This window comes from Acinetobacter johnsonii ANC 3681, assembly GCF_000368805.1.
In the GTDB taxonomy this organism is placed as follows: Bacteria; Pseudomonadota; Gammaproteobacteria; order Pseudomonadales; family Moraxellaceae; genus Acinetobacter; species Acinetobacter johnsonii.
This window is the reverse complement of sequence record NZ_KB849707.1, coordinates 20760-42219: the sequence shown is the minus strand read 5'-3', so window position 1 is coordinate 42219 and position 21460 is coordinate 20760. Positions and strand designations below refer to the sequence as shown.

The following is a 21460-nucleotide window of genomic DNA, read 5'->3' as shown; positions in this document are numbered from 1 at the left end:
TTCAACGAATATATCTTTCGGCGGGAATACTACCAGAAAAATATGAATTTTCTGTTATGATTTTTTACCAAACACTAAGCATAGTCTTTCATTTTTCCATTTTTCAGTACGATTTAGCAATGTATTGCCTATCTTAGTACGATAAACTTCACAAAATGTATAACATTGATAGGCCGAGAAGAACCTTTACTATAAAATTGATTACAATTTGTTATATACCCCAAAGCGAACTTCGGTAAAATGCTGTTTAATTGAAACGATTTTAAAAAATCTAAAATGGGAATTTTTGTGCGACATTTTAAATCTATAATTTTACTGTCCGTTATTATGACATCTACTGGATGTGCTCTTACATCTGGGCTACAAACTTATGATTTACCAGAGGAAGGGATTTACCAAACAGGTTTAGGCACACACGTCAATGTTGTAAAGCTCACCCAAACATCATTACCAGCTGTCCAACTTGCACAATACAATCAAGAATATTCTGCTCATTTGTTCAACATTCCTCAAAAAAATTACAAGCTCAGTGCTGGAGATATTCTCTCGATTTATCTCTGGGCATATCCAGAAATTACTCCACCTACAAATACCATCAGTAATGAAGAAGCGATCAAGTCCAATGGCTATCAAATTGATCAAAATGGTTATATCCAGTTTCCTATTATTGGTCGCTACAAAGCCGCAGGAAAGTCTTTAACACAAGTGAACCAAGAATTACGTAGCCAACTTTCACGGTATTTAAAAACTCCTGACGTCATTGCTCGTGTTCTATCGTATCAAGGACAACGCTACTCTGTACAAGGCAGTGTCATGAAAGGTGGACAGTTTACTTTAACTGACCAACCCACAAGTGTTTATACTGCATTAGGTTTAGCTGGCGGTATCAATCCTCAGTTAGGAGATAACACCTCTATTACACTTGTCCGCCAAGGTAGAACTTATAATCTCAATAGCATTTCGCTTGAAAAGGCGGGTTATTCACTACACAATTTATTGATTCAGCCTAACGATACTCTTTATGTAAACTCAAAAGAAAATCAGAAAATTTATGTAATGGGTGAATCGGGACAAAACAAACCGATCCCGATGCGAGATCAGGGTATTAGCTTAAGTGATGTCATTGGGGAAAGCCTCGGTTTGAATCCACTTTCAGGTAGTCGAAGCAAAATTTATGTGGTTCGTAGTCATCGTGATGTAGGGGTCACTGATGTCTATCACCTAGATTTAACCAGTATTGGTGATTTTGGATTGGCAAATAAATTTCAAATGCAAAGCAATGATATTGTGTATATCGATGCCTCAGGTTTAACGCGCTGGCAACGTGTCATCAATCAAGTCATTCCATTCTCAAACGTGATTTATAATATTGATCGTGTGGGGCAATAATGCAGTTCAAAAATATTTTGGTCGTTTGTATAGGTAATATCTGTCGTAGCCCTATGGCAGAGTACCTACTCAAACAAAATTACCCTCAACTCACCATTCATTCTGCAGGCATTTCTGGCATGATTGGATATGCGGCTGATGACAAAGCAAAGCTTTGCATGCAACGTATAGGGATTGACATGAGTTCTCATATTGCAAGGAAACTTAATGCTGAACTGATTAAGCAAGCAGATCTGATTTTAGTCATGAGCCAAAATCAACAGAAGCATATTGAGCAAACATGGCCATTTGCAAAAGGAAAAATATTTCGCTTAGGTCATTGGCAAGGAAAAAATATTCCTGACCCCTATCAACATGATCAAGCTTTTTTTGATGAAACTTCCCTGCTTATACAAGCCTGTGTAGCAGATTGGACTAAACATATTTAACTTTGATGTACGATTATGAGCCAAACTACAAATACAGAAAATACTATTGATTTAAAAGAACTATTTTTCTCATTGATCGCACAATGGAAGTTAATTGCGCTGTGTATCCTTTTGAGTCTAATTTGTGCCCTACTATACTTAAGAGCAACTCCAGATACCTATTCGGTCAACGCCTTGGTACAAGTAGAAGAAAATAAAGGGGCTTCTGCAGCTTTATTAGGTGACCTATCGAGCATGATTGAGCAGAAGCAACCTGCTCAAGCAGAAATCGAAATTTTAAAATCGCGTTTGGTATTGGGCAATGTCATTCAACATTTGAATTTAGATCTTAAAATTTCGGGCACGGAAAATTCATTTACTGATCGTCTATTATCGCCACACCATTATCAAACAGAATACCAGCCGAAATCGGTGTTGTTTAAAGATGATGAAAAAGTATTCGATATTCGCCAGTTTAATATACCAGCAAGTTTCCGTGATAAGAAAATTGAACTTCGCTTTAATGATAAGCAATTTAGTCTGACAGATGAAGAAACCAAACAAGTCATTTTAACTGCTAAAACAAACCAAGCGAATACTCTTCGAACTGCCGATGGCTTGTGGAATATTTCTATTTATACACAAGACCAGCTGAATGATGTTTATCTCATTCAAAAACAATCTCTACCTGCTGCAGTCAATAATATCTTGGCAAATTATTCAGTCGCAGAAAAAGGAAAGTTAACAGGTATTCTTGGGCTCAATTATCAAGGTACAGACAAAACTCATATTACCCAAGTACTCAATGCTATTCTGGTTTCTTATAGCCAACAAAACATTGAACGTCGTTCAGCTGAAACAGCGCAAACACTTAAATTCTTAGATGAACAATTACCAGAGCTGAAACAACAACTTGATGTAGCAGAGCGTGAGTTCAATAAATTTCGCCAACAATACAACACTGTAGATGTCACGAAAGAATCTGAGTTATTTTTAACCCAAAGCGTAACCTTAGAGACACAAAAAGCACAACTTGAACAACAAGTGGCTGAAGCTGGTGCCAAATATACTGTTGAACATCCAGTCATGCAGCAAATGAATGCGCAACTAGGAGCTATTAATAAAAAAATTGGGGAGTTAAATGCGACATTAAAAGAACTGCCAGATTTACAACGTCGTTATTTACAGCTTTACCGTGAAGTTGAAGTCAAACAGCAGTTATATACTGCCCTACTTAACTCTTATCAACAGCTACGTATTGCTAAAGCAGGTGAGATTGGTAATGTTCGTATTGTCGATACAGCTGTTGAACCAATTGAACCAATTGCACCGAAGAAATTACAGATTTTAATTCTCTCTATTTTCTTAGGTGGTTTCCTCGGTACACTCTTGGCATTATTACGTAATATGATGCGTTCAGGGATCAAAGACTCCTCTCAAATCGAAAATGAGTTGGATCTGCCCGTGTATGCAACGGTTCCTCGTTCACCTGTACAAGAAAGCCGTATTAATATTTTAAAGAAGAAAAAGAATATTCCTATTCTGGCTGTTAAAAATAGTGATGATATCGCTATTGAGAGCTTAAGAAGTATGCGTACAGCCATTCATTTCGCGCTAAGCTCTGCCCGAAATAATCTAATCACAATTTCAGGCCCTGCGCCAGAAGTTGGTAAATCCTTTATCTCAACCAACTTAGCCACAATTTTGGCGCAAAGCGATAAACGTGTATTACTCATAGACGCAGACTTACGTCGGGGTTATTTACACAAGTATTTTAATCTCGACACACAACCTGGCTTAACAGAGTTACTCAACGGTCAACAAAGTTTAGACACGGTTATTCGTCCTACAGAAGTGCCAGGTTTAAGTGTAATTTCTCGCGGGAAAAGTCCTGCCAATCCTTCTGAATTACTAAGCTCTAACCAGTTCAAAAATCTATTAGAGCAAATGTCAGAGAAATTTGATCATGTGATTATCGATACTCCACCAGTCTTAGCCGTGACGGATGGCATCATTATTTCTCAATACACAGGGGTTAACTTAGTGATTGCCCGTTATGCGAAAACTCAGATGAAAGAGTTGGAATTAACCCTGAATCGTTTTGAACAAGCTGGTGTGAAAGTCAATGGATTCATTCTAAACGATATTCAACGTTCAAGTGCAGGCTATGGCTATGGCTATGGCTATAACTATGCTTATGCCTATAAAGCCAATAAAGAATCAGACTAAATATATCCTCTAACTGATGAAAAGCCAGAACTTGATTTCTGGCTTTTTATTTTGTATGACAAACGTTTATATATTCAAATCCTTATAGTTTTTTTAAGGACTTCGGCATATATTAATTTGAAAATGTACTGGTGGTACAAAACACGTCATTCATGAAGTCTGCTAAGATGCTAAAAAACTTTTTGAATGTAATAGAATTAGGAAAAATTTCACATGAGTAAAGCCTTACCCATTGCTGTAGCTGTTATTCTAGGCGGTGCTGCACTTGTTCCCGTTTATTATGCATCTCAACACCCAGCTTCAGCTGAAGCCCAAGTTTCAAAAAATGCATCTGCCGTAGAAAAAATTAGCTATGCACTGGGTTATGAGGTTGCTCATCAAACTCCACCAGAACTCGATATTAACAGTTTTGTAACTGGTGTCCGTGCAGGTCATGCTCGTAGCCAACCTGCCTATAGCGAAGAAGAATTAAAACAAGCCTATGAGCAGTTCCAACAAGAAATGCAGCAAAAACAGGCCAATGATGCGAAGCAAGCACAGACAACCAGTGACAGCTTCTTAACTGAAAATGAGAAAAAACCTGGGGTGAAAACCACAGCGTCAGGCTTACAGTATAAAATTACGCAAGAAGGCACAGGCAAGCAACCCTCTGCTAGCTCTGTCGTGACCGTGCATTACAAAGGCCAACTGGTCGACGGTAAAGTCTTCGATAGTTCGCTTGAGCGTGGCGAACCGATTGAGTTCCCATTAAATCAAGTCATTCCAGGTTGGACTGAAGGCCTACAACTCATGAAAGAAGGTGGGAAAGCGACACTTTACATCCCTTCGAACTTAGGTTACGGCCCACAAGGTGTACCTGGCATGATCCCAGCCAACAGCACGCTTATTTTTGATGTTGAACTGATCAAAGTAAAATAAGACAAGTCAATCAAAGGAGAGCTTTTGCTCTCCTCTTTTTATTGAGAATACAAGATGAAAATTCAAACAACATTACTCTGCGGCTTGTTGCTCTCTGCACCTGTTTTTGCTGCACCGATTAACAATAAAAGTAGTATCAACCAACAAGTCGGTTATAGCTTTGGCTACCTCATGGGTCGGAGCAATGCCGAGTCTATTCAAGATTTAGATCTCGATGCTTTTGTGCAAGGGTTACGTGAAGCATCTAAAGGTCAAGCTGCTTCATTAAGTGATGAAGACATGGCGCGAGTACTTACCCAATATAAACGCCAAGCCGAGGCAAAACAGTTATTAGAAGTTAAACAACTGGCTGATAAAAATGCCAAAATTGGTGCGGCCTTTTTAGCTGAAAATGCGAAAAAACCCGAGGTGAAAACCACGACTTCAGGCTTGCAATATATGGTTTTACAACAAGGCCAAGGCAAGTCACCTAAGGCCAACAGCAAAGTCAAAGTTCATTATGAAGGGCGTTTGATTGATCAAACCGTTTTTGACAGCTCGATTGCACGTCAACAGCCTGCGGAGTTTCAAGTCAGCCAAGTAATTCAAGGTTGGACTGAAGGCTTACAGCTAATGAAAGAAGGTGCTAAATATCGTTTCTTTATTCCCGCTAAACTGGGCTATGGCCAAATTGGTTCAGGTGATGTGATTGAACCAAATAGCACCTTGATTTTTGATGTGGAACTGATTGAAGTGTTGCCAAAATAAGGCAGCAATGCAAATGCAATGCTATATACAAAATAAAAAGCCTGATCTTCGTGATCAGGCTTTTTATTAATTTCAATTGTTCTTCAATCAAGCCATGCGTTTTTAAGCTACGCGCTTCGCTTGCAGTATAAATAAAGTACTGCTTTGTTTTATGCTTCATGTTTGAGATGACGTGGTCTAAACCCGGTAAAGAACAAACCAACCGCATAAGCCACAACGCCGACCATGCATAGCCCGATCACTTCGGCAACGCGAATCCACTGTGACACGTCACCATTATACCAAGTCAATGCATACCACAAAGCCACAATCATCACGGCGTTAGAAATACCAAACTGAATAAACAGTTTTTTCCAGTGTGCACCAAAACGGAAAATATCGCGCTTGTGTAGATAGAAATACAGCATTCCTGCATTCACCAGAGCAGAGCCCGAAGAAGCTAAAGCCAAAGCCATATGCTCTGCCTGCCAATCAATCAGTTTAAAGAAACCAATAAACACCACGTTTAAAATCGCATTTGCGGCAACGGCCATTAAACCGACACGAACTGGTGTTTTGGTGTCTTGCTGCGCATAAAATCCGGGTGCAAAGACTTTAATCAACATAAATGAAATCACCCCAGCACTCATACATTGCAGTGCTAAAGCCGTCATTTGTGTATCTTCAAGGGTAAATTGTCCGCGTTGGAATAGGGCCTGAATAATAGGGGTCGATAACATAAACAGTGCAATGCTGGCCGGCACGCCAACCAAAACAATGACCTTCGCAGCCCAATCCATCATGCCACGGAACTTTGACATATTTTGCTCTGCATGACGGGTCGACAATGCGGGTAAAATCACCGTACCAATCGCCACCCCAATCAAGCCCAAAGGCAACTCAGTCATGCGTTCTGCACTGTACAACCATGACACTGAACCGTCTTGCATAAACGAAGCCCAAATGGTGTTCAGGAGTAAATTGATTTGCGTGACAGAAACACCAAATAGCGCAGGCAGCATCAATTTCATGATGCGATCCACCCCTTCATGTTTAAAATCGACTTTCGGCGGAATCAGTAACTTTTTATGCCAAAGTTCAGGAATTTGGATCGCTAATTGCAATACACCCGCAGCAATCACTGCCCAACCGAGTGCCATAATCGGTTCTGCCATATACGGCGTCAGCCACCATGCCCCCGCAATCATCGCAACATTCAGCAATACTGGTGAAAAGGCGGGCGAAGCAAAGGAACCATAACTATTTAAAATACTGCTGGCAAATGCCGTCAACGACATAAACAATAAATAAGGAATGGTGAGGCGAAACATTGAAACCGCGAGGTCGAACTTCTCTGGATCGGCATGGAAACCCGGTGCATAGATGTAAAGCACCGCTGGAGCGGCGACCATAGCGAGGAAGGTTAAAGCCGTCATAACGGTCATCAAACAACCAAAGACTCGGCTAATCAGAATTTGAACTTCCGCATGGGTACGCCCAGTTTTATATTCGGTCAGTACTGGAATAAACGCCTGTGAGAATGCTCCCTCAGCAAATAGCCGACGGAAGAAGTTCGGTATACGAAAGGCCACCACAAAGGTATCGAAATCTTTCCCCGCACCAAAGACATTCAGTAAGACAATGTCTCGTACCAAACCCAAGACCCGAGAAAGCATGGTCATTGCACTTACAATTACGGTTGACCGCCACAGCGCCATCGTATCCACCTAGTTTTTCATTTGCCGCTATTGTAATGAAACTTCAGCGAATATTTGATTGTTTAATGTTGTTGTCGACTCTCAATTCATTGACTTTTTAACTGCTGCAAACGATTTCGATAGTCTAACCAATCAAAAAATGTACCTGGATCGGTCTTACGTCCTGGCGCAATATCGGAATGTCCTGCCAAATGCTGTTGAATTTGAGGATAGGTCTGTTGTAAGCAGGCCGTCACACGTACCAATGTTTCGTATTGGGCATCTTCAAAAGGCAAGTCATCACTGCCCTCCAGCTCAATGCCAATCGAATAATCATTGCACTCCTTTTTAGCCAGATAGCTTGAGCGTCCCGCATGCCATGCACGGTCGTTAAAATTGACAAATTGTAAGATTTCTCCACTTCTTAAAATCAGTAAATGCGCTGAGACTTGCATGCCTTGAATGGTTTGAAAATATGGATGTACTGACCAATCCAATTGATTTTGAAAAAATTGTTCAATATAGCCGCCACCAAACTGCGAGGGGGGCAAACTGATATTATGGATGACAATCAGTTGAATCTCAGTATCCACAGGACGTGCATTAAAATTAGGCGATGGAATTTGTCTCGCTCCCAGCAGTTGTCCTGCTTGTACTTGAAACGACGGAATGACCTGCATATTTTTATTCCTCAAATCCATTGCGCCCTTTGGGCAATCTTTTTTAATGTCTCTCATGCTAAATCTTTCCTCGTTATTTCTCAAATTGGTCAGCGTTTGATTCTGAAATTTTCACGCCTTTTTCAGGAAAAATGCTAATATATTGCGCAATTTTCATGGCTTCTATAAAGATACGGACAATCGGATGAGCATATCGCAGCAACTGCTTGAACAATCTATTCAACTGAATATTCAACAGGCATTACAAGAAGACATCGGTGAGGGTGACATTACGGCGCTTTTAACACCTGAAGATGAACAAGCGACTGCGACCATTATTAGCCGTGAAGATATGATTCTTGCAGGTCAACCTTGGGTCAATGCATTAATTGCAGCTTTTGATCCAAGTGTACAAATCACGTGGCTCAAAAACGATGGCGATCTGGTTCGTGCCAATGAAACCATTTTTAAACTGGCGGGTTCAGCACGCAGCTTACTTACGGTTGAACGCCCTGCACTCAACTTTGTGCAAACGCTATCTGCTGTGGCCAGCAAAACGGCGGAATATGTCAAACAGCTCGATGGCTTAAACACCAAGTTACTCGATACCCGTAAAACCCTGCCGGGTCTACGTATTGCCCAAAAATATGCTGTCTCGGTGGGTGGCGGTCAAAACCATCGTTTAGGCTTATTCGATGCTTTTTTAATTAAAGAAAATCACATCATGGCGGCAGGCGGCATCGCCCAAGCCATTGCCAAAGCGCATCAAATTGCCCCGGGCAAACCTGTCGAAGTCGAAGTTGAAACCTGGGCGGAATTAGAGCAAGCATTGGAAGCCCAAGCTGATATCGTGATGTTAGACAACTTTAGCCAGCAACAAATGATTGATGCGGTCAAGCATGTTGCAGGACGTTGTAAATTGGAAGCATCAGGGAATATCACCATTGCCAATTTACGTGAAGTCGCAACCACAGGCGTGGATTATATTTCGATGGGTGTGTTGACCAAAGATGTCAAAGCAGTCGACCTTTCTATGCGTTTTAATGCTTAATTCCAATAGTTTGCATTCAAACGACACCCAATAAAAAACGCACTCTCAAGTGCGTTTTTTATTGGGTTAAAACTTACCAGCCCAGTGCTTGCTGTTGTTTTTTCACCAATTCTTGAATGCCCTTTTCTGCCATTTCTAACATGGCATTGCACTGTACACGGGTAAATGGTTTATCTTCTGCCGTGCCTTGAATTTCAATAAACTCGCCGGCTTGGGTCATGACCACGTTTAAATCCGTTTGGCAGTTTGAGTCTTCTTCATAACACAAGTCTAAAAGCACTTCGTCTTGGAAAATTCCGACTGAAATTGCAGCCACTAAGCCTTTTAATGGATCTTGCTTAATTTTCTTTTTCTCAAGCAACGTGTTCATCGCATCAATGAGGGCCACGGCAGCACCGGTGATCGCAGCAGTACGTGTACCGCCATCTGCCTGAATCACATCACAGTCAATGGTAATGGTGTTTTCACCGAGTTTTTTTAAATCCACCATGGCACGTAGACTACGGCCAATCAAACGTTGAATTTCTTGAGTACGACCACTTTGCTTACCACGCGCCGCCTCACGGTCACTACGGGTATGCGTCGAACGTGGCAACATGCCATATTCAGCGGTTACCCAGCCCTGACCCTTGCCTTTTAAAAAGCGTGGTACAGAGTTATCAATACTTGCAGTACAAAGAACTTTGGTATGACCAAACTCAACCAATACCGAACCTTCCGCATAACGTGTGTAGTTACGAGTAATGGTAACATCACGTAATTGATCTAATGTTCGTTGGTCGATACGCATAATACGCCCTTCATCTGACTAAATAGGTTGGCGCATAGTATAGCAGAAGCAGACCCAAAGCATTTGTCTGACTGCATTGCATTTGTAATTGATCGCCTACTTCCCTACCCGTCCATATTCTTTGTTAAACTGAAGCTTAAAAGAGGCTGAGGCAATCATCTATGTCGATTCGAGAAGAACGTAAACAACAAAGCCGCCAAGCTTTGCTGAATGCTGCATTACAACTCAGCACCTCTGGACGTTCCTTTGCTCGCATTAGTCTCCGTGAAGTCACTCGCCAAGTGGGTTTAGTACCGACCGCGTTTTATCGCCACTTTAATGATTTGGATGAGTTAGGACTTGAACTGGTCGACCAAGCGGCGCTCCACATCAAAAGTATGTTGACGCAATTAGGACAAAGCTATGTTTATGGTCCACATGCCACGATTGAGCACAGTCTAGACTTATTTTTTCATGCTGTAGAGCAACATCCTGAACAGTGGATTTTCTTGATTGGAGAACGTTGGGGTGGTTCAGCCTTGATCCGTGCAGCCGTTGAGCGAGAAATTGCCTTTTTAATCGATGACTTCGCCCATGAATTAACCCGTATTGAAAGCATGCAACATATTCATGACAGCGAAGACCTCAAAGTTTTGGCCAATATTTTAATGGATGCCTCCTTTAACTGGGCCATGCGCTGGATTGGTTTGAGTCGAGATGTAGCTCTCGAGAAACTCCAACAGCAGCAGGCTGCATTTAAACTGCAAACCATCCTGCAGATTCAACTCATGTTCCGTGGAATCTCCAATTGGCAACGGCCATTTGCCCAAACCAAACACGCCAACCCGACCTTGCATTAAGCCGCTCACAGACGTAATTTTTGCTGTATTACAAAATTTTTAATGCGCTTTGCTCAAACTTGGATGCTTTTTCACTATCATAGAGCCAGTTTTTTCATCTGTAGCTCCTATGCGTTTTTTTCTTTTTTTAGCGGCGAGTGTCTGTATTGCCTTGGCATGGCTGTTGCCCATTCATTATCGGCCTTGGGTCACCTATACAGGTGAATTGTTTGCATTTTTATCTTTATTTGCACTCTCTGCCTTATTTTTAAAAGAAAAACTCTTGCTCCCGAAAGTGAGCCTGCCGCTATTGCTGTTGAGCCTCGTGCCCTTCATTCAGTACGGTTTTGGCGAGCTGTTCTTTTTCAGCAAAGCACTGATGTGTGGCTTATATATCTTTGCATTTTGGCTGAGTATGGTTTTAGGTTTTAACCTGAGCCAAAAACCCTTAGAACGTGAGCAATTATTTAGTGGACTGTGTACAGTCTTCTGGGCGGTAGGCATCGTCACAGCAATTATTGCCGTCTGCCAATGGCTCAATATTGAACAGTACATTCCTGGCATGACCGCTTTCAAAGGAATAAGGCCTTATGCCAACTTTGCGCAGCCGAACAATATGGCGAGCTTCTTAATTCTGGCCTTACTCGGCACACTCTACCTATTTGAAAAGAAAAAATTTAACTCAATTCTGCTGTGCGTAAGTGCTGCATTGATACTATTTGCGGTAGCCCTGAGTCAGTCACGCACATCATGGGTCGCCAGTATCTGTGTGCTGCTGTATTTGCTCTATCAGCAGCACAAAGGTGCCATTCAACTGAAGTGGTATAGTGCCCTAGCATGGTTTGTATTGTTTATTTCTTTTATTATCCTACTTCCCCAGTTGAACCAACTTTTGATTCAACTATCCAATGTCGATGTCACTCAAACGAAAGAGGTTATCGCTCGTGCAACAGGTGATATGTCACGTCTTGCCATTTGGCAACAAATGCTCCATGCCATTGTTGAGCGACCTTGGTTTGGCTATGGTTGGCATCAAACCAGTGTAGCTTACACATTAATCAGTGATCAATTCCAAGGCCCCGTTTGGGTGAAAAGTGCGCACAACTTCATTCTCGACTTTATTGTGTGGAATGGGTTAGTGATTACGATTCCATTTTTTGCCTATCTCAGCTATTGGGGCTATCAACTGCAAAAGCATGCGACATCACTCGAATCTGTGATTGGCCTCCTGATGGTCGGCGCTTTACTGATTCACGGAATGCTCGAATTTCCGTTGTTCTACGCTTATTTCTTGCTACCACTCGGATTGATTCTAGGCATTATTCAATCTCAGCAAAAAGTAAAAACGTGGACTTTACCAAGCTTTATCATGCCGATCACATTTACTGCCTGTGTGGTCTTGCTCGCACTGATTATTCGTGACTATGAGTTGATGGTACCGAAGCTAAATCAAGCTTCTCGTTATGAACACACCCCTGAAAAGTTCACCAATCAAGATCACATTTTATTGCTGTCGGAGTTTAACCGCCGCATTGAATGGATTCAGTTAAATCCATACAGCAAAGTCAGCCCTGAGCAAATTCGTGACTATGAGGAAATGGTGCTGAACTACCCGATTCCCTATGATTTGACCAAATTTGCCAAACTCTTGGCCTTTAACGGCTATGAAGCCGAAGCCCGTCATCAACTTTGGCGCTTAAAAACCTTAAGAAAAATTGAGCTGCGTTATGAGGATTTATTGCAGCCAGCATCAGCTGCGCAATAAACGTTGTTAACCAATAAAAAAGCCTGCATCAGCAGGCTTTTTTAACTTAATAAGGATTTAAAACAGATTCAGTTTATTTTGCAGCCCGTTCTTTTTCAATCAAGTAGTCCACGACTTGAGTCACTTTAGCATCTTCACCTTGCACAATATATTTACCATTCACTGTCACCGCAGGAACACCACTGAGTTGATAGCGCTTGGCTAAGTCTTGTGCTTGGGCAATTTTTGAAGTAATGGCAAATGATTTATAAGTACTGTTAAATTTCGCTTCTGGAATACCAAACTGAGTATAGAACTTGGCTAAAGCAGCTTGCTCTAGAATCGGTTGATTTTGATCATGAATGGCATGGAATAACGTCAGGTGGGTCTTTTTACGTACACCCAAGGCCTCAGACACATAATAAGCTCGCGCCGCTTGTTCCCACACTGGATTCATGGCTGCTGGCGTACGCACAAAACGCACATCTTTCGGTAGTTTTTTCAACCAAGTCTGCATATGGGGTTCAAGTTTAAAACAGTGACCACAGCCATACCAAAAGAATTCGCGGACTTCAATTTTTCCTGGCACTTCCACCTGTACAGGTGTTGGTACGACGATATAGTCCTGACCTGCCACAAAATTTGCAGCCATTGCACTGCCCGAAATTGCGAAAACAGCGGTTGCTAAGCCACTCAAAAGGAGTTTTTTCATTGAACTTATTGTCCTCAAAATCATTATGATAAGTTTATGCAAATACTATAAATCAAATATGCCAAATTCGTTTTCATTCTGTGAACTTTTTTCAGGCTTTTATCGCTTTTTCTAGAATAAACGCTACACTAAGCCCTATTGAACGTTTTAAATATCATGACTTAAATTGAGGTGCCGACGATGTCGCAACTGAATGTTGATCCACAAGAAATTGCCAAATTTGAAGCATTTGCTGCCATATGGTGGGATCAGCACTCGGAGTTCCGCCCTTTACATATGATCAACCCACTACGCTTAAACTGGATTGATGAACATGCAGGTGGACTCAATGGGAAAAAAGTTCTTGATGTCGGCTGTGGTGGCGGAATTTTAGCTGAAAGTATGGCACGTCGTGGTGCAGATGTGCTCGGCATTGATATGGGCGAAGCCCCCCTGAATGTGGCACGTTTACATGCAGAACAAGAAGGTGTTGAGCATATCGAATATCGCCAAATTCCAGTTGAACAGCTCGCAGAAGAACAAGCAGGACAATACGATATTGTGACCTGCATGGAAATGTTGGAACACGTACCCAATCCAGCCTCAATCATTGCAGCCTGCCATAAACTGGTGAAACCAGGCGGTCATGTATTCTTCTCCACCATTAACCGTAATCCCAAAGCCTACCTGTTTGCCATTATTGGCGCTGAATATGTCCTGCGCATGTTAGCCAAAGGCACCCACGATTATCAAAAATTCATTAAGCCCTCAGAACTGGCACATGATATTCGCGGCGCAGGGCTCAAACTGAAAGACATGACGGGTTTACATTACAATCCATTGACCAAACGCTATTGGTTAGCGCCGAATGTCGATGTCAATTATATGGTGTATACCGTCAAAGAAGGTGCTGCATGAAAGCCGTCTTATTTGACCTTGACGGCACCCTGATCGACACTGCCGCCGACTTTATTCGCATTATTCAAGACATGTGCCGTGAAAAAGGCATCGCTGTGGTCGATGCAGACCTGATCCGTAGCCAAGTCTCTGAAGGTGCACGGGCGATGGTGAAATTGGTTTATCCAGAACTGGAAGTCGAAGACCCGATTTTTTTGGCACATCGTCAGCGTTTTTTAGATACCTACGGTGCCGATATTGCAGTAGATACTGACCTGTTTTCGGGCATGTATCCGCTTATTGAAAAACTTGAAAGCCAAGAGATTCCATGGGGCATCGTCACCAATAAACCGCGTTGGCTCAGTGAAGCATTATTAGACGCGCTGGATTTGACAGCGCGCTGTGCAGTTTTGGTCTGCCCAGAGGATGTCTCACAAACCAAGCCTGATCCTGAACCGATGTATTTGGCTGCCAAGCACATCGCGATTGCGCCTGAAGACTGTATCTATGTCGGCGATCATCCCCGTGATATCGATGCGGGTCGTAACGCACAGATGTATACCATTTTGGCGGCTTATGGTTATTTACCATTCGCGCACAAAGATGACTTAACAGCATGGCAAGCAGATTGTATAGTGAAGACTGTGGCTGAATTGGACGATGTTATTCAGTCTCTCGTGAGTCAAACTACACCGTCCAATTCACTAACTTGATCACAATTAAAAAATCAAAATAACGAGGAGGTAATGATGAAATATTCAGAATATCAACCTCGCCCCGATCTGCTCAAAGATCGCATCATCTTAATTACAGGTGCGGGCGATGGTATTGGTCGTGCTGCCGCATTAAGTTATGCCCTACACGGCGCAACTGTAGTGCTGCATGGACGTACCTTAAATAAGCTCGAAGTCATTTATGATGAAATTGAAGGCTTAGGTGCGCCGCAACCTGCAATTTTACCCTTGCAGCTGTCGAGCGCCTCTCCTCGTGATTATGAATTACTGGTCGACACCTTAGAGCGCCAATTTGGGCGCCTAGATGGCATTTTGCATAATGCGGGCATCTTGGGTGAGCGCACAGAACTGGAAAATTATCCTGTCGATGTCTGGGATGATGTCATGGCCGTCAACTTGCGTGCGCCATTCGTTATGACTCAAGAGTTAATGCCACTCCTGAAAAAATCTGAGCATGCCTCCGTGGTTTTTGCCAGCTCAGGTGTCGGGCGTGAAACGCGTGAACGTTGGGGCGCATATTCGGTGTCTAAGATCGCGATTGAAGCGGTCAGCCAACTGTTTGCTAAAGAAAATACCTCACCGAATATCCGCTTTAACTGTATCAATCCCGGGGCGACCCGCACTGCAATGCGTGCAAAAGCCTATCCCGATGAAGATCCAAAAACATTGCCAACGCCTGAACATATCATGCCTGCCTATCTGTACTTGATGGGCGATGATAGTTTACATATGAATGGTCAAAGTATTGATGCACAAGACTAAAATGTGTTACTCAAGAGGAAGCTTCGGCTTCCTTTTTTTACGCGTTAAACTGAAGCTTAGTCATCTGAAACATGATCTCAAGTTCAGAAAAGGTTGTCTTTTTTCAATTTTTGCGGATACTGATGCCCAACTCCATTTTTGAAGCATATGCTATGACGGACTTGAGCAACATCACTGTACAACCCACTGAAGATGGTATGGTTAGCCTGTTGATTGACCAACAACCCATTTCAGAAAAATATGGGATGAAGTTTGAAGCCAGTATTGTGAAGGAACTTCAAGCGCTGGAAAATGGTGCCACCCTGAAACTTTTCGACCAGTTTGTTTTTGCCCATACCGACTTGAACTTTGAACATAGCTATCACTACGTCACGGTCATTGCAAAAGATGATGAACAATACAAAGCAAAGAAAAGCTTTGTTTATCGCATCAAAATTGAGGGTCAACCCGACATTGAGCATGCCATCAGCAAAAATGGTGAACCGATGACCACCGCAGATGTACGTGAATTTATTCAAGCGCATGTGCAGAAGTCATTGAGTGATTATACCGACCTCAACTACGCCTATTAAGCCGAATCAGCCAAGTTGAAAACTCAGCTTGGCTAGCTCGATATTTTAAATCGTATTTTTAAATTATTTTAATATAAATATTCGGTTTTTAAGATCAATATTTCCTATTTATCATTCTGATTGATCAAGAATTGAAAATAAGGATGCAGCATGGCTGATTTACAACGTAAACATGACACCATTCGTGATATCCATTATTTACAACTCCACGAAAGCCTGATTGGTGCTTTGGACGATGCCAGCCAAGCTGAAGCAGTGGTTCATTCAATCCGTTCATTACAACATCTGACGCAGCAGTGGAATTAAATAATGCACTATGCGTTCTTTGACAAAGGGAGATCTGAGCCCTCAAAACAAGTCAAAAATCAGAAGAAACAAACTGTTTGCTTTGGACTTTGGCGCAATTGATGATTTAATTCAGGCTTAGAATTGGGCATAATCTTCTTAATATCTCTGCATTTGTTAATAAATACCCAATTCATCTTCACAGTTTCTCTGCATTTTTTTCGTACAGTATAGGAAAGAATGAAATTACCTTAATGAGGATTCAACATGAAAAAGATTTTGACAGTATTGGCAATCTCTTTCAGTGCTTTGATGGCAAGCAGTCTCAGTACCGCTGCCCCTCAGTTTGACCACGATCATCCACGCTATGGCAATGAGCCACGCGGACGTGACTTTCGTGATTCAGATGATGACGATCAGCAAGATCGTCGACGGATGCGCGAAGAGCGCGGTGTCAAACGTTTACAACAGCATAAATGGCAACAAGGTTATGTCATGCCACAGCATTACCGTGGTAACGGCTATAAAGTCGAATATAAAGACCATAACCTTCCAAAGCCGAACCGAAATCAGCAGTGGTACAAAATCAACAATGACTACATCTTAGTCGACGCAGACAGCAACAATATTCTGCGGATTATGGGGCTTTAATCTGCGCTTTATTTTGTACAACTCTGCGACATTATTATTGAGACCTGAATCAACATCCTTTCACCCGCTTTAGCGCGACTGCATATTCTTTTCAAGAGACTACAGTCAGGCACAGTATGGAAGGTGTTGTTTCAGGTTTTTTTATGTGCCAAAGCTTCTATTCGCAAGCATTGTAGAAAAACAACAATCTCCTCAGTCTCTTCATACATTTCACAATTCACCTAAATAGCCCTCACGCTTTCTCTAGAGTTATTCGCTAATTTTGAATGATCGAAACAAGACAAATACTGGATGAAAGCAATGAAAAAAATTCTGACTGCAATCACACTCTCTTTAGGCGCGCTCATGGCCACATCTGCAATGGCAGCACCGCAGTACTATGACCGCTCGCATGATCATGACTCTCGTTGGGATCATCGCGATGACCGTCGTTGGGACAATGACAACCGCTACCAAAACAAACGTGTTAACCCAAGCCGTGATTGGCGCTCAGGTCAAACTTTGCCACGCAGCTATGACTCATCGCGTTATCATGTCAGTGACCGCGAAGCACGTCGCCTACCCAACACTGGACGCTACCAACAATGGTATAAGGTCAATGGTGACTATGTTTTAGTCAATGAACGTAATAACCGTATCCTGCGTATTATCGGTTAATTCTGGCTGGTGGCGCAAAACCAATGAAACACCTGAACGTTGCTTCAGGTGTTTTTCTATTTAAGACTTCCTCTTCTGCATTTTTTGATTAAAATCATGCTAAGCAGTTCATTTTGAGACAGGCATGCAAACGAATTCGATCGAAACACATCACAGTACAACTTTGCAGTATGTGCATTGGTTTCGACATTCTGCGCCTTATATCAATGCTCACCGTAATAAAACCTTTGTGATTATGTTCGATGGTGAAGCCGTTCAGCATGATAACTTTCAACATATTATTCACGACATTGCCCTGCTGCATTCACTCGGGATTCGCCTGATCTTGGTGCATGGGGCACGTCCGCAAATCAACCACAACTTAAAACAAAGCCAACTACAAACGCCGTTTCATCAGTATCGTCGTGTCACCACCCGAGAATCTTTGGGCTGTGTGATGAATGCAGTGGGCTCGATTCGTTTGCAAATTGAAGCCTTACTGTCGATGGGACTGGCCAACTCACCGATGTATGGCGCACGCATTGATGTGGTTTCAGGGAATTTTGTTACAGCTAAGCCCTATGGCATTCGCGATGGGGTCGATTTTCAGTTAACCGGCGAAGTCCGTACGGTCGATACCGACGCCATTCAACGTCATTTGGATAATCACAATATTGTGCTGCTCGGGCCAACTGGCTATTCCACCACAGGCGAAGTATTCAATCTGCTGGCTGAAGAAGTGGCGACCCGCACGGCGATTCATCTTAAAGCGGACAAATTGATTTTCTTGGGCAAACAACATGGTCTCCTCAATGAACATGGTCAGTTGCAACGCGAAATTTCGCCACACAAGCTCGATGCACAAATTGAGAAATACCAAGATTCGAATCCAGACATTGCGGTACATTTACGCGGTGCCAAAAAGGCCTCGACGCATGGCGTCCATCGTGTCCATCTGATTTCCTATGCTTATGATGGTGCCTTGGTTGAGGAGCTCTTCACGCGTGATGGTTCGGGCACTATGATTACCGATGCCCATTATGAAGAAGTCCGTATGGCCAACATTCAAGATGTCGGCGGGCTGATTAACCTATTACGCCCACTTGAAGAAGAAGGCATTTTGGTTTATCGCTCACGTGAACGTCTCGAAAACGAAATTGGCCAATTTGCGGTGATTGACCGTGATGGCATGATCTTGGCCTGTGCGGCACTCTACCCACTGCCAGCGGCAGAGGGTGAAATCCGCAGTGCTGAAATTGCCTGTGTCGCAGTCGATCCGAGCTATCGAAAATCTAATCGTGGCAGCCAAATTTTGCATTATCTCGAAGGTAAAGCCCGCAGTATGGGCATTCAACAGTTGTTTGTACTGACCACACGTACTGCACATTGGTTCTTAGAACATGGGTTTGAAACGGCCAATGTCGATGAACTTCCCAATGCACGCCAAGCCTTATACAACTATCAGCGCAACTCGCTCGTCTTTAAAAAGCCACTTTAAGTGGCTTTTGCAGGATTATGGATATCTTTATTTCTCATATCTTTATCGAGAAAACACTGCAAAAATCGCTCAACTCTATATTGCGTGAAAGACTAAGCTTATTCCAAAAATAAAAATACCTTTTAAATAATAAATATCAATCAGTTAAACTCGATAAGTTTTATATTTTATGTTTTTTATATTGCTGTTTTTTACATAAGTTTTGCACTTTTGTTTTTATCTTTTTTTTTCATGTCTAAAGCCCGATTTCTTATTTTTTCTGAAAAGAAATGCCCATTAGCGTATGTGTTCACCAACTCACTCACCTTATTTATTTGGAGTTATGAAACACATGAGCACTTCTCGAGCACAGTTCTGGATCAAAACAAGCGTTCTTTCTGCAGCAGTCGTGAGTGCCATGATGTTATCTGGATGTGGGAAAAAAGAAGCTGAGACCGTCACACTCAATATTGGCTTTCAAAAATATGGCATTTTGCCCATCGTCAAAGAGCGTGGCACTTTAGAAACGGCGCTTAAAGCACAAAATGTCCAAGTCAAATGGGTCGAGTTTCCTGCAGGTCCACAGCTCCTCGAAGGTTTAAATGTCGGCAGTGTAGTCTTTGGGGAAGCGGGGGAAGCGCCTCCAATTTTCGCACAAGCTGCAAATTCGAACTTGGTTTACATTGCCAACCAACCTGCTGCACCTAAAGCAGAAGCACTGATCGTACAAAAAGACTCAAAGATTCAGAGCATTCAAGATTTAAAAGGCAAACGGATTGCACTCAACAAAGGTTCAAATGTGCATTACCTGCTACTCAAAGTGTTAGAAGCGAATAACCTGAAACTTTCTGATATTGAAGCGGTGTATCTTCCGCCATCGGATGCACGTGCCGCATTTGAACGTGGTGCAGTTGACGCTTGGGTCATTTGGGATCCCTTCTTTGCTGCCGCTGAACACCAAATCTCAGCACGTGTGATTGCTACCGGAGAAAACTTGGTGAGTAATCATCAGTTCTATTTGGCCGATCGTAAGTTTGCCGAAACCTATCCAGAAGTTTTAAAAACAGTCGTCAATGAACTCAACACCACCACACAGTGGGTCGAACAAAATCAACAACAAGCAGCCAAATTGTTAGAAAAACCGACAGGCTTGTCTTTAGACATTTTACAAACCTCGATTGGTCGTATGGGCTTTGGCGTTCAACCTATTTCAGCCGAAGTCGCAAAAAAACAGCAGTACGTTGCGGATGCTTTCTATCAACAAAAACTCATTCCGAACCAGCTGAATATTGACGCTGCCATTATTAAACAAAAATAACGAGATCATTATGAAAACACTTAAAATAGTTTCCAGTATTGGCATCGTCACCTTGAGTCTGGGACTCGGGGCATGCCAAAAGCAAGACACGGCAGCAACAAATACTTCTGAAAAGCAGGCAGCAGATCCAGTTAAAACCCTGTCGATTGGCTATCAAAAGTCGTCTTTGAACCTGTTGGTCGCACGTGAGCAAAAATTATTTGAGCAACAATTTCCTCAAGCCAAAATTGAATGGAAAGAATTCCCCGCTGGGCCACAAATGCTAGAAGCCTTGGCCGTCGGTGCAGTTGATTTTGGCTCTGTGGGCAATACCCCACCGATCTTTGCTCAAGCTGCTGACAAAGAACTCAGTTATGTCGGTTATGAACAAGTTCCGGCCAATGCTCAAGCGCTGTTGATTGCTAAAAATAGTTCCATTGATTCAATACAGGCCTTAAAAGGCAAACGGATTGCGGTTCAACGCGGTTCAAGCGCACATGAGTTACTGGCAAAAGTTTTACAAAAAGCAGGGCTCAGTTGGCAGGATATTCAACCGATTTGGCTGCCCCCTGCGGATGCACGCGCCGCGTTTGATAAACAATCCATCGATGCATGGGCCATTTGGGAACCCTACCTCAGTGCAGCAGAGCAAGATGCACAGGCCAAAGTCTTGATTGATGGCACAGCTTTTCCACAAACCTATTCTTTTTATATTGGCAACCCCAAGTTCATTCAGACCTACCCTGAAGCCACCACTCAATTCATTCATGGGCTGAATCAGGCCGATCAATGGGTGCTAAAAAACCAAGCACAAGCACTTTTGGTCTATACCCAAAGTACGGGTTTACAGCCCTCTATTGCCCAACGCGTCATCGACAAACGTCTGAAACCTTCACCAATTCAAACTCTGACGTCTGAAGTGGTACAAGCACAACAACAAATTGCGGACTTGTTCCAAAAGGTGCAGCTCATTCCGAAACACATTCAAGTTCAAAGTACCGTTTGGGTTGCACCGAGCAAACCTTAAACG

At 42.6% G+C, this 21460-nt stretch carries 22 protein-coding genes; 18 read left to right on the top strand and 4 right to left on the bottom strand.

Annotated elements, in window-relative coordinates; translation table 11 throughout:
• The first annotated feature begins 288 nt into the window (after positions 1–288).
• The 5 genes from F946_RS14410 (at position 289) to F946_RS14390 (ending at position 5690) form a co-directional block, all read left to right on the top strand.
• Positions 289–1389, top strand: a complete 1101-nt coding sequence (locus tag F946_RS14410) for a polysaccharide biosynthesis/export family protein (RefSeq protein ID WP_035327196.1) — start codon at positions 289–291, stop codon at positions 1387–1389.
• A complete protein-coding gene (locus F946_RS14405; RefSeq protein ID WP_004983857.1) occupies positions 1389–1817 on the top strand; it encodes a low molecular weight protein-tyrosine-phosphatase in 429 nt (142 codons plus the stop codon). The genes F946_RS14410 and F946_RS14405 overlap by 1 nt, the downstream gene beginning before the upstream one ends.
• A gap of 15 nt (positions 1818–1832) precedes the next feature.
• Complete coding sequence (locus F946_RS14400; protein ID WP_004983854.1) at positions 1833–4025, top strand: polysaccharide biosynthesis tyrosine autokinase; 2193 nt, start codon at positions 1833–1835, stop codon at positions 4023–4025.
• 213 nt (positions 4026–4238) lie between these two features.
• On the top strand, positions 4239–4943 hold the full coding sequence (locus F946_RS14395) for a BamJ family beta-barrel-assembly machinery protein (protein WP_004983852.1): 705 nt from the start codon (positions 4239–4241) through the stop codon (positions 4941–4943).
• Between the two features lie 54 nt (positions 4944–4997).
• Positions 4998–5690 carry a BamJ family beta-barrel-assembly machinery protein gene (locus F946_RS14390; protein ID WP_004983850.1) on the top strand — a complete coding sequence of 231 codons (693 nt, stop codon included), beginning with the start codon at positions 4998–5000 and terminating at the stop codon, positions 5688–5690.
• Positions 5691–5839: 149 nt separating this feature from the next.
• Here the strand turns inward: F946_RS14390 and murJ are convergent, their stop codons facing one another.
• Complete coding sequence (gene murJ, locus F946_RS14385) at positions 5840–7396, bottom strand: murein biosynthesis integral membrane protein MurJ (RefSeq protein ID WP_171065427.1); 1557 nt, start codon at positions 7394–7396, stop codon at positions 5840–5842.
• Between the two features lie 77 nt (positions 7397–7473).
• Entirely contained in the window at positions 7474–8046 is a 573-nt protein-coding gene (gene ampD / locus F946_RS14380) for a 1,6-anhydro-N-acetylmuramyl-L-alanine amidase AmpD (RefSeq protein WP_035327175.1), read from the bottom strand.
• 184 nt (positions 8047–8230) lie between these two features.
• On the opposite strand from ampD, the gene nadC reads away from it, so the two are divergent.
• The gene (nadC, locus tag F946_RS14375) at positions 8231–9076 is read left to right on the top strand and encodes a carboxylating nicotinate-nucleotide diphosphorylase (protein ID WP_004983842.1); all 846 of its coding nucleotides are present in this window, start codon (positions 8231–8233) and stop codon (positions 9074–9076) included.
• A gap of 73 nt (positions 9077–9149) precedes the next feature.
• Here the strand turns inward: nadC and rph are convergent, their stop codons facing one another.
• Positions 9150–9866, bottom strand: a complete 717-nt coding sequence (gene rph / locus F946_RS14370) for a ribonuclease PH (protein WP_004684198.1) — start codon at positions 9864–9866, stop codon at positions 9150–9152.
• 161 nt (positions 9867–10027) lie between these two features.
• Here rph and F946_RS14365 point away from each other — a divergent pair, with 161 nt between their 5' ends.
• Positions 10028–10705: a TetR family transcriptional regulator gene (locus F946_RS14365; protein WP_004983836.1), complete on the top strand. Its 678-nt coding sequence runs from the start codon at positions 10028–10030 to the stop codon at positions 10703–10705.
• Positions 10706–10814: 109 nt separating this feature from the next.
• Positions 10815–12449 carry a PglL family O-oligosaccharyltransferase gene (locus F946_RS14360; RefSeq protein WP_004983835.1) on the top strand — a complete coding sequence of 545 codons (1635 nt, stop codon included), beginning with the start codon at positions 10815–10817 and terminating at the stop codon, positions 12447–12449.
• Between the two features lie 73 nt (positions 12450–12522).
• Here the strand turns inward: F946_RS14360 and F946_RS14355 are convergent, their stop codons facing one another.
• Positions 12523–13140 (bottom strand): thiol:disulfide interchange protein DsbA/DsbL, encoded by a 618-nt coding sequence (locus F946_RS14355; RefSeq protein WP_004983833.1) that lies wholly within the window; start codon positions 13138–13140, stop codon positions 12523–12525.
• 180 nt (positions 13141–13320) lie between these two features.
• On the opposite strand from F946_RS14355, the gene ubiG reads away from it, so the two are divergent.
• From ubiG to F946_RS14310, 10 genes are all read left to right on the top strand, one after another.
• Positions 13321–14037, top strand: coding sequence for a bifunctional 2-polyprenyl-6-hydroxyphenol methylase/3-demethylubiquinol 3-O-methyltransferase UbiG (ubiG, locus tag F946_RS14350; protein WP_004983831.1), 717 nt, complete (start codon positions 13321–13323; stop codon positions 14035–14037).
• Entirely contained in the window at positions 14034–14729 is a 696-nt protein-coding gene (locus F946_RS14345) for an HAD family hydrolase (protein WP_004983829.1), read from the top strand. The genes ubiG and F946_RS14345 overlap by 4 nt, the downstream gene beginning before the upstream one ends.
• A gap of 36 nt (positions 14730–14765) precedes the next feature.
• The gene (locus tag F946_RS14340; RefSeq protein ID WP_004983827.1) at positions 14766–15512 is read left to right on the top strand and encodes a YciK family oxidoreductase; all 747 of its coding nucleotides are present in this window, start codon (positions 14766–14768) and stop codon (positions 15510–15512) included.
• Between the two features lie 152 nt (positions 15513–15664).
• Complete coding sequence (locus tag F946_RS14335; protein ID WP_035327193.1) at positions 15665–16084, top strand: hypothetical protein; 420 nt, start codon at positions 15665–15667, stop codon at positions 16082–16084.
• A gap of 150 nt (positions 16085–16234) precedes the next feature.
• Positions 16235–16390 (top strand): hypothetical protein, encoded by a 156-nt coding sequence (locus tag F946_RS17290; protein WP_004983823.1) that lies wholly within the window; start codon positions 16235–16237, stop codon positions 16388–16390.
• 246 nt (positions 16391–16636) lie between these two features.
• On the top strand, positions 16637–17020 hold the full coding sequence (locus F946_RS14330; RefSeq protein WP_004983820.1) for an RcnB family protein: 384 nt from the start codon (positions 16637–16639) through the stop codon (positions 17018–17020).
• 300 nt (positions 17021–17320) lie between these two features.
• Entirely contained in the window at positions 17321–17677 is a 357-nt protein-coding gene (locus F946_RS14325; protein ID WP_004983817.1) for an RcnB family protein, read from the top strand.
• A 124-nt stretch (positions 17678–17801) separates the two neighbouring features.
• Complete coding sequence (gene argA, locus F946_RS14320; RefSeq protein WP_004983815.1) at positions 17802–19154, top strand: amino-acid N-acetyltransferase; 1353 nt, start codon at positions 17802–17804, stop codon at positions 19152–19154.
• A gap of 331 nt (positions 19155–19485) precedes the next feature.
• Entirely contained in the window at positions 19486–20451 is a 966-nt protein-coding gene (locus tag F946_RS14315) for a sulfonate ABC transporter substrate-binding protein (RefSeq protein ID WP_004983813.1), read from the top strand.
• 10 nt (positions 20452–20461) lie between these two features.
• A complete protein-coding gene (locus F946_RS14310; RefSeq protein ID WP_004983810.1) occupies positions 20462–21457 on the top strand; it encodes an aliphatic sulfonate ABC transporter substrate-binding protein in 996 nt (331 codons plus the stop codon).
• The last annotated feature ends 3 nt before the right edge of the window (positions 21458–21460 follow it).

Coding starts and splice junctions, on each gene's coding strand:
- F946_RS14310 (WP_004983810.1), top strand. CDS start 20,462: ATGAAAACACTTAAAATAGTTTCCAGTATTGGCATCGTCACCTTGAGT.
- ampD (WP_035327175.1), bottom strand. CDS start 8,046: ATGCAGGTCATTCCGTCGTTTCAAGTACAAGCAGGACAACTGCTGGGA.
- F946_RS14395 (WP_004983852.1), top strand. CDS start 4,239: ATGAGTAAAGCCTTACCCATTGCTGTAGCTGTTATTCTAGGCGGTGCT.
- F946_RS14325 (WP_004983817.1), top strand. CDS start 17,321: ATGAAAAAAATTCTGACTGCAATCACACTCTCTTTAGGCGCGCTCATG.
- rph (WP_004684198.1), bottom strand. CDS start 9,866: ATGCGTATCGACCAACGAACATTAGATCAATTACGTGATGTTACCATT.
- F946_RS14345 (WP_004983829.1), top strand. CDS start 14,034: ATGAAAGCCGTCTTATTTGACCTTGACGGCACCCTGATCGACACTGCC.
- F946_RS14365 (WP_004983836.1), top strand. CDS start 10,028: ATGTCGATTCGAGAAGAACGTAAACAACAAAGCCGCCAAGCTTTGCTG.
- F946_RS14335 (WP_035327193.1), top strand. CDS start 15,665: ATGACGGACTTGAGCAACATCACTGTACAACCCACTGAAGATGGTATG.
- ubiG (WP_004983831.1), top strand. CDS start 13,321: ATGTCGCAACTGAATGTTGATCCACAAGAAATTGCCAAATTTGAAGCA.
- nadC (WP_004983842.1), top strand. CDS start 8,231: ATGAGCATATCGCAGCAACTGCTTGAACAATCTATTCAACTGAATATT.
- F946_RS14390 (WP_004983850.1), top strand. CDS start 4,998: ATGAAAATTCAAACAACATTACTCTGCGGCTTGTTGCTCTCTGCACCT.
- F946_RS14355 (WP_004983833.1), bottom strand. CDS start 13,140: ATGAAAAAACTCCTTTTGAGTGGCTTAGCAACCGCTGTTTTCGCAATT.
- argA (WP_004983815.1), top strand. CDS start 17,802: ATGCAAACGAATTCGATCGAAACACATCACAGTACAACTTTGCAGTAT.
- F946_RS17290 (WP_004983823.1), top strand. CDS start 16,235: ATGGCTGATTTACAACGTAAACATGACACCATTCGTGATATCCATTAT.
- F946_RS14330 (WP_004983820.1), top strand. CDS start 16,637: ATGAAAAAGATTTTGACAGTATTGGCAATCTCTTTCAGTGCTTTGATG.
- F946_RS14400 (WP_004983854.1), top strand. CDS start 1,833: ATGAGCCAAACTACAAATACAGAAAATACTATTGATTTAAAAGAACTA.
- F946_RS14315 (WP_004983813.1), top strand. CDS start 19,486: ATGAGCACTTCTCGAGCACAGTTCTGGATCAAAACAAGCGTTCTTTCT.
- F946_RS14405 (WP_004983857.1), top strand. CDS start 1,389: ATGCAGTTCAAAAATATTTTGGTCGTTTGTATAGGTAATATCTGTCGT.
- F946_RS14340 (WP_004983827.1), top strand. CDS start 14,766: ATGAAATATTCAGAATATCAACCTCGCCCCGATCTGCTCAAAGATCGC.
- F946_RS14360 (WP_004983835.1), top strand. CDS start 10,815: ATGCGTTTTTTTCTTTTTTTAGCGGCGAGTGTCTGTATTGCCTTGGCA.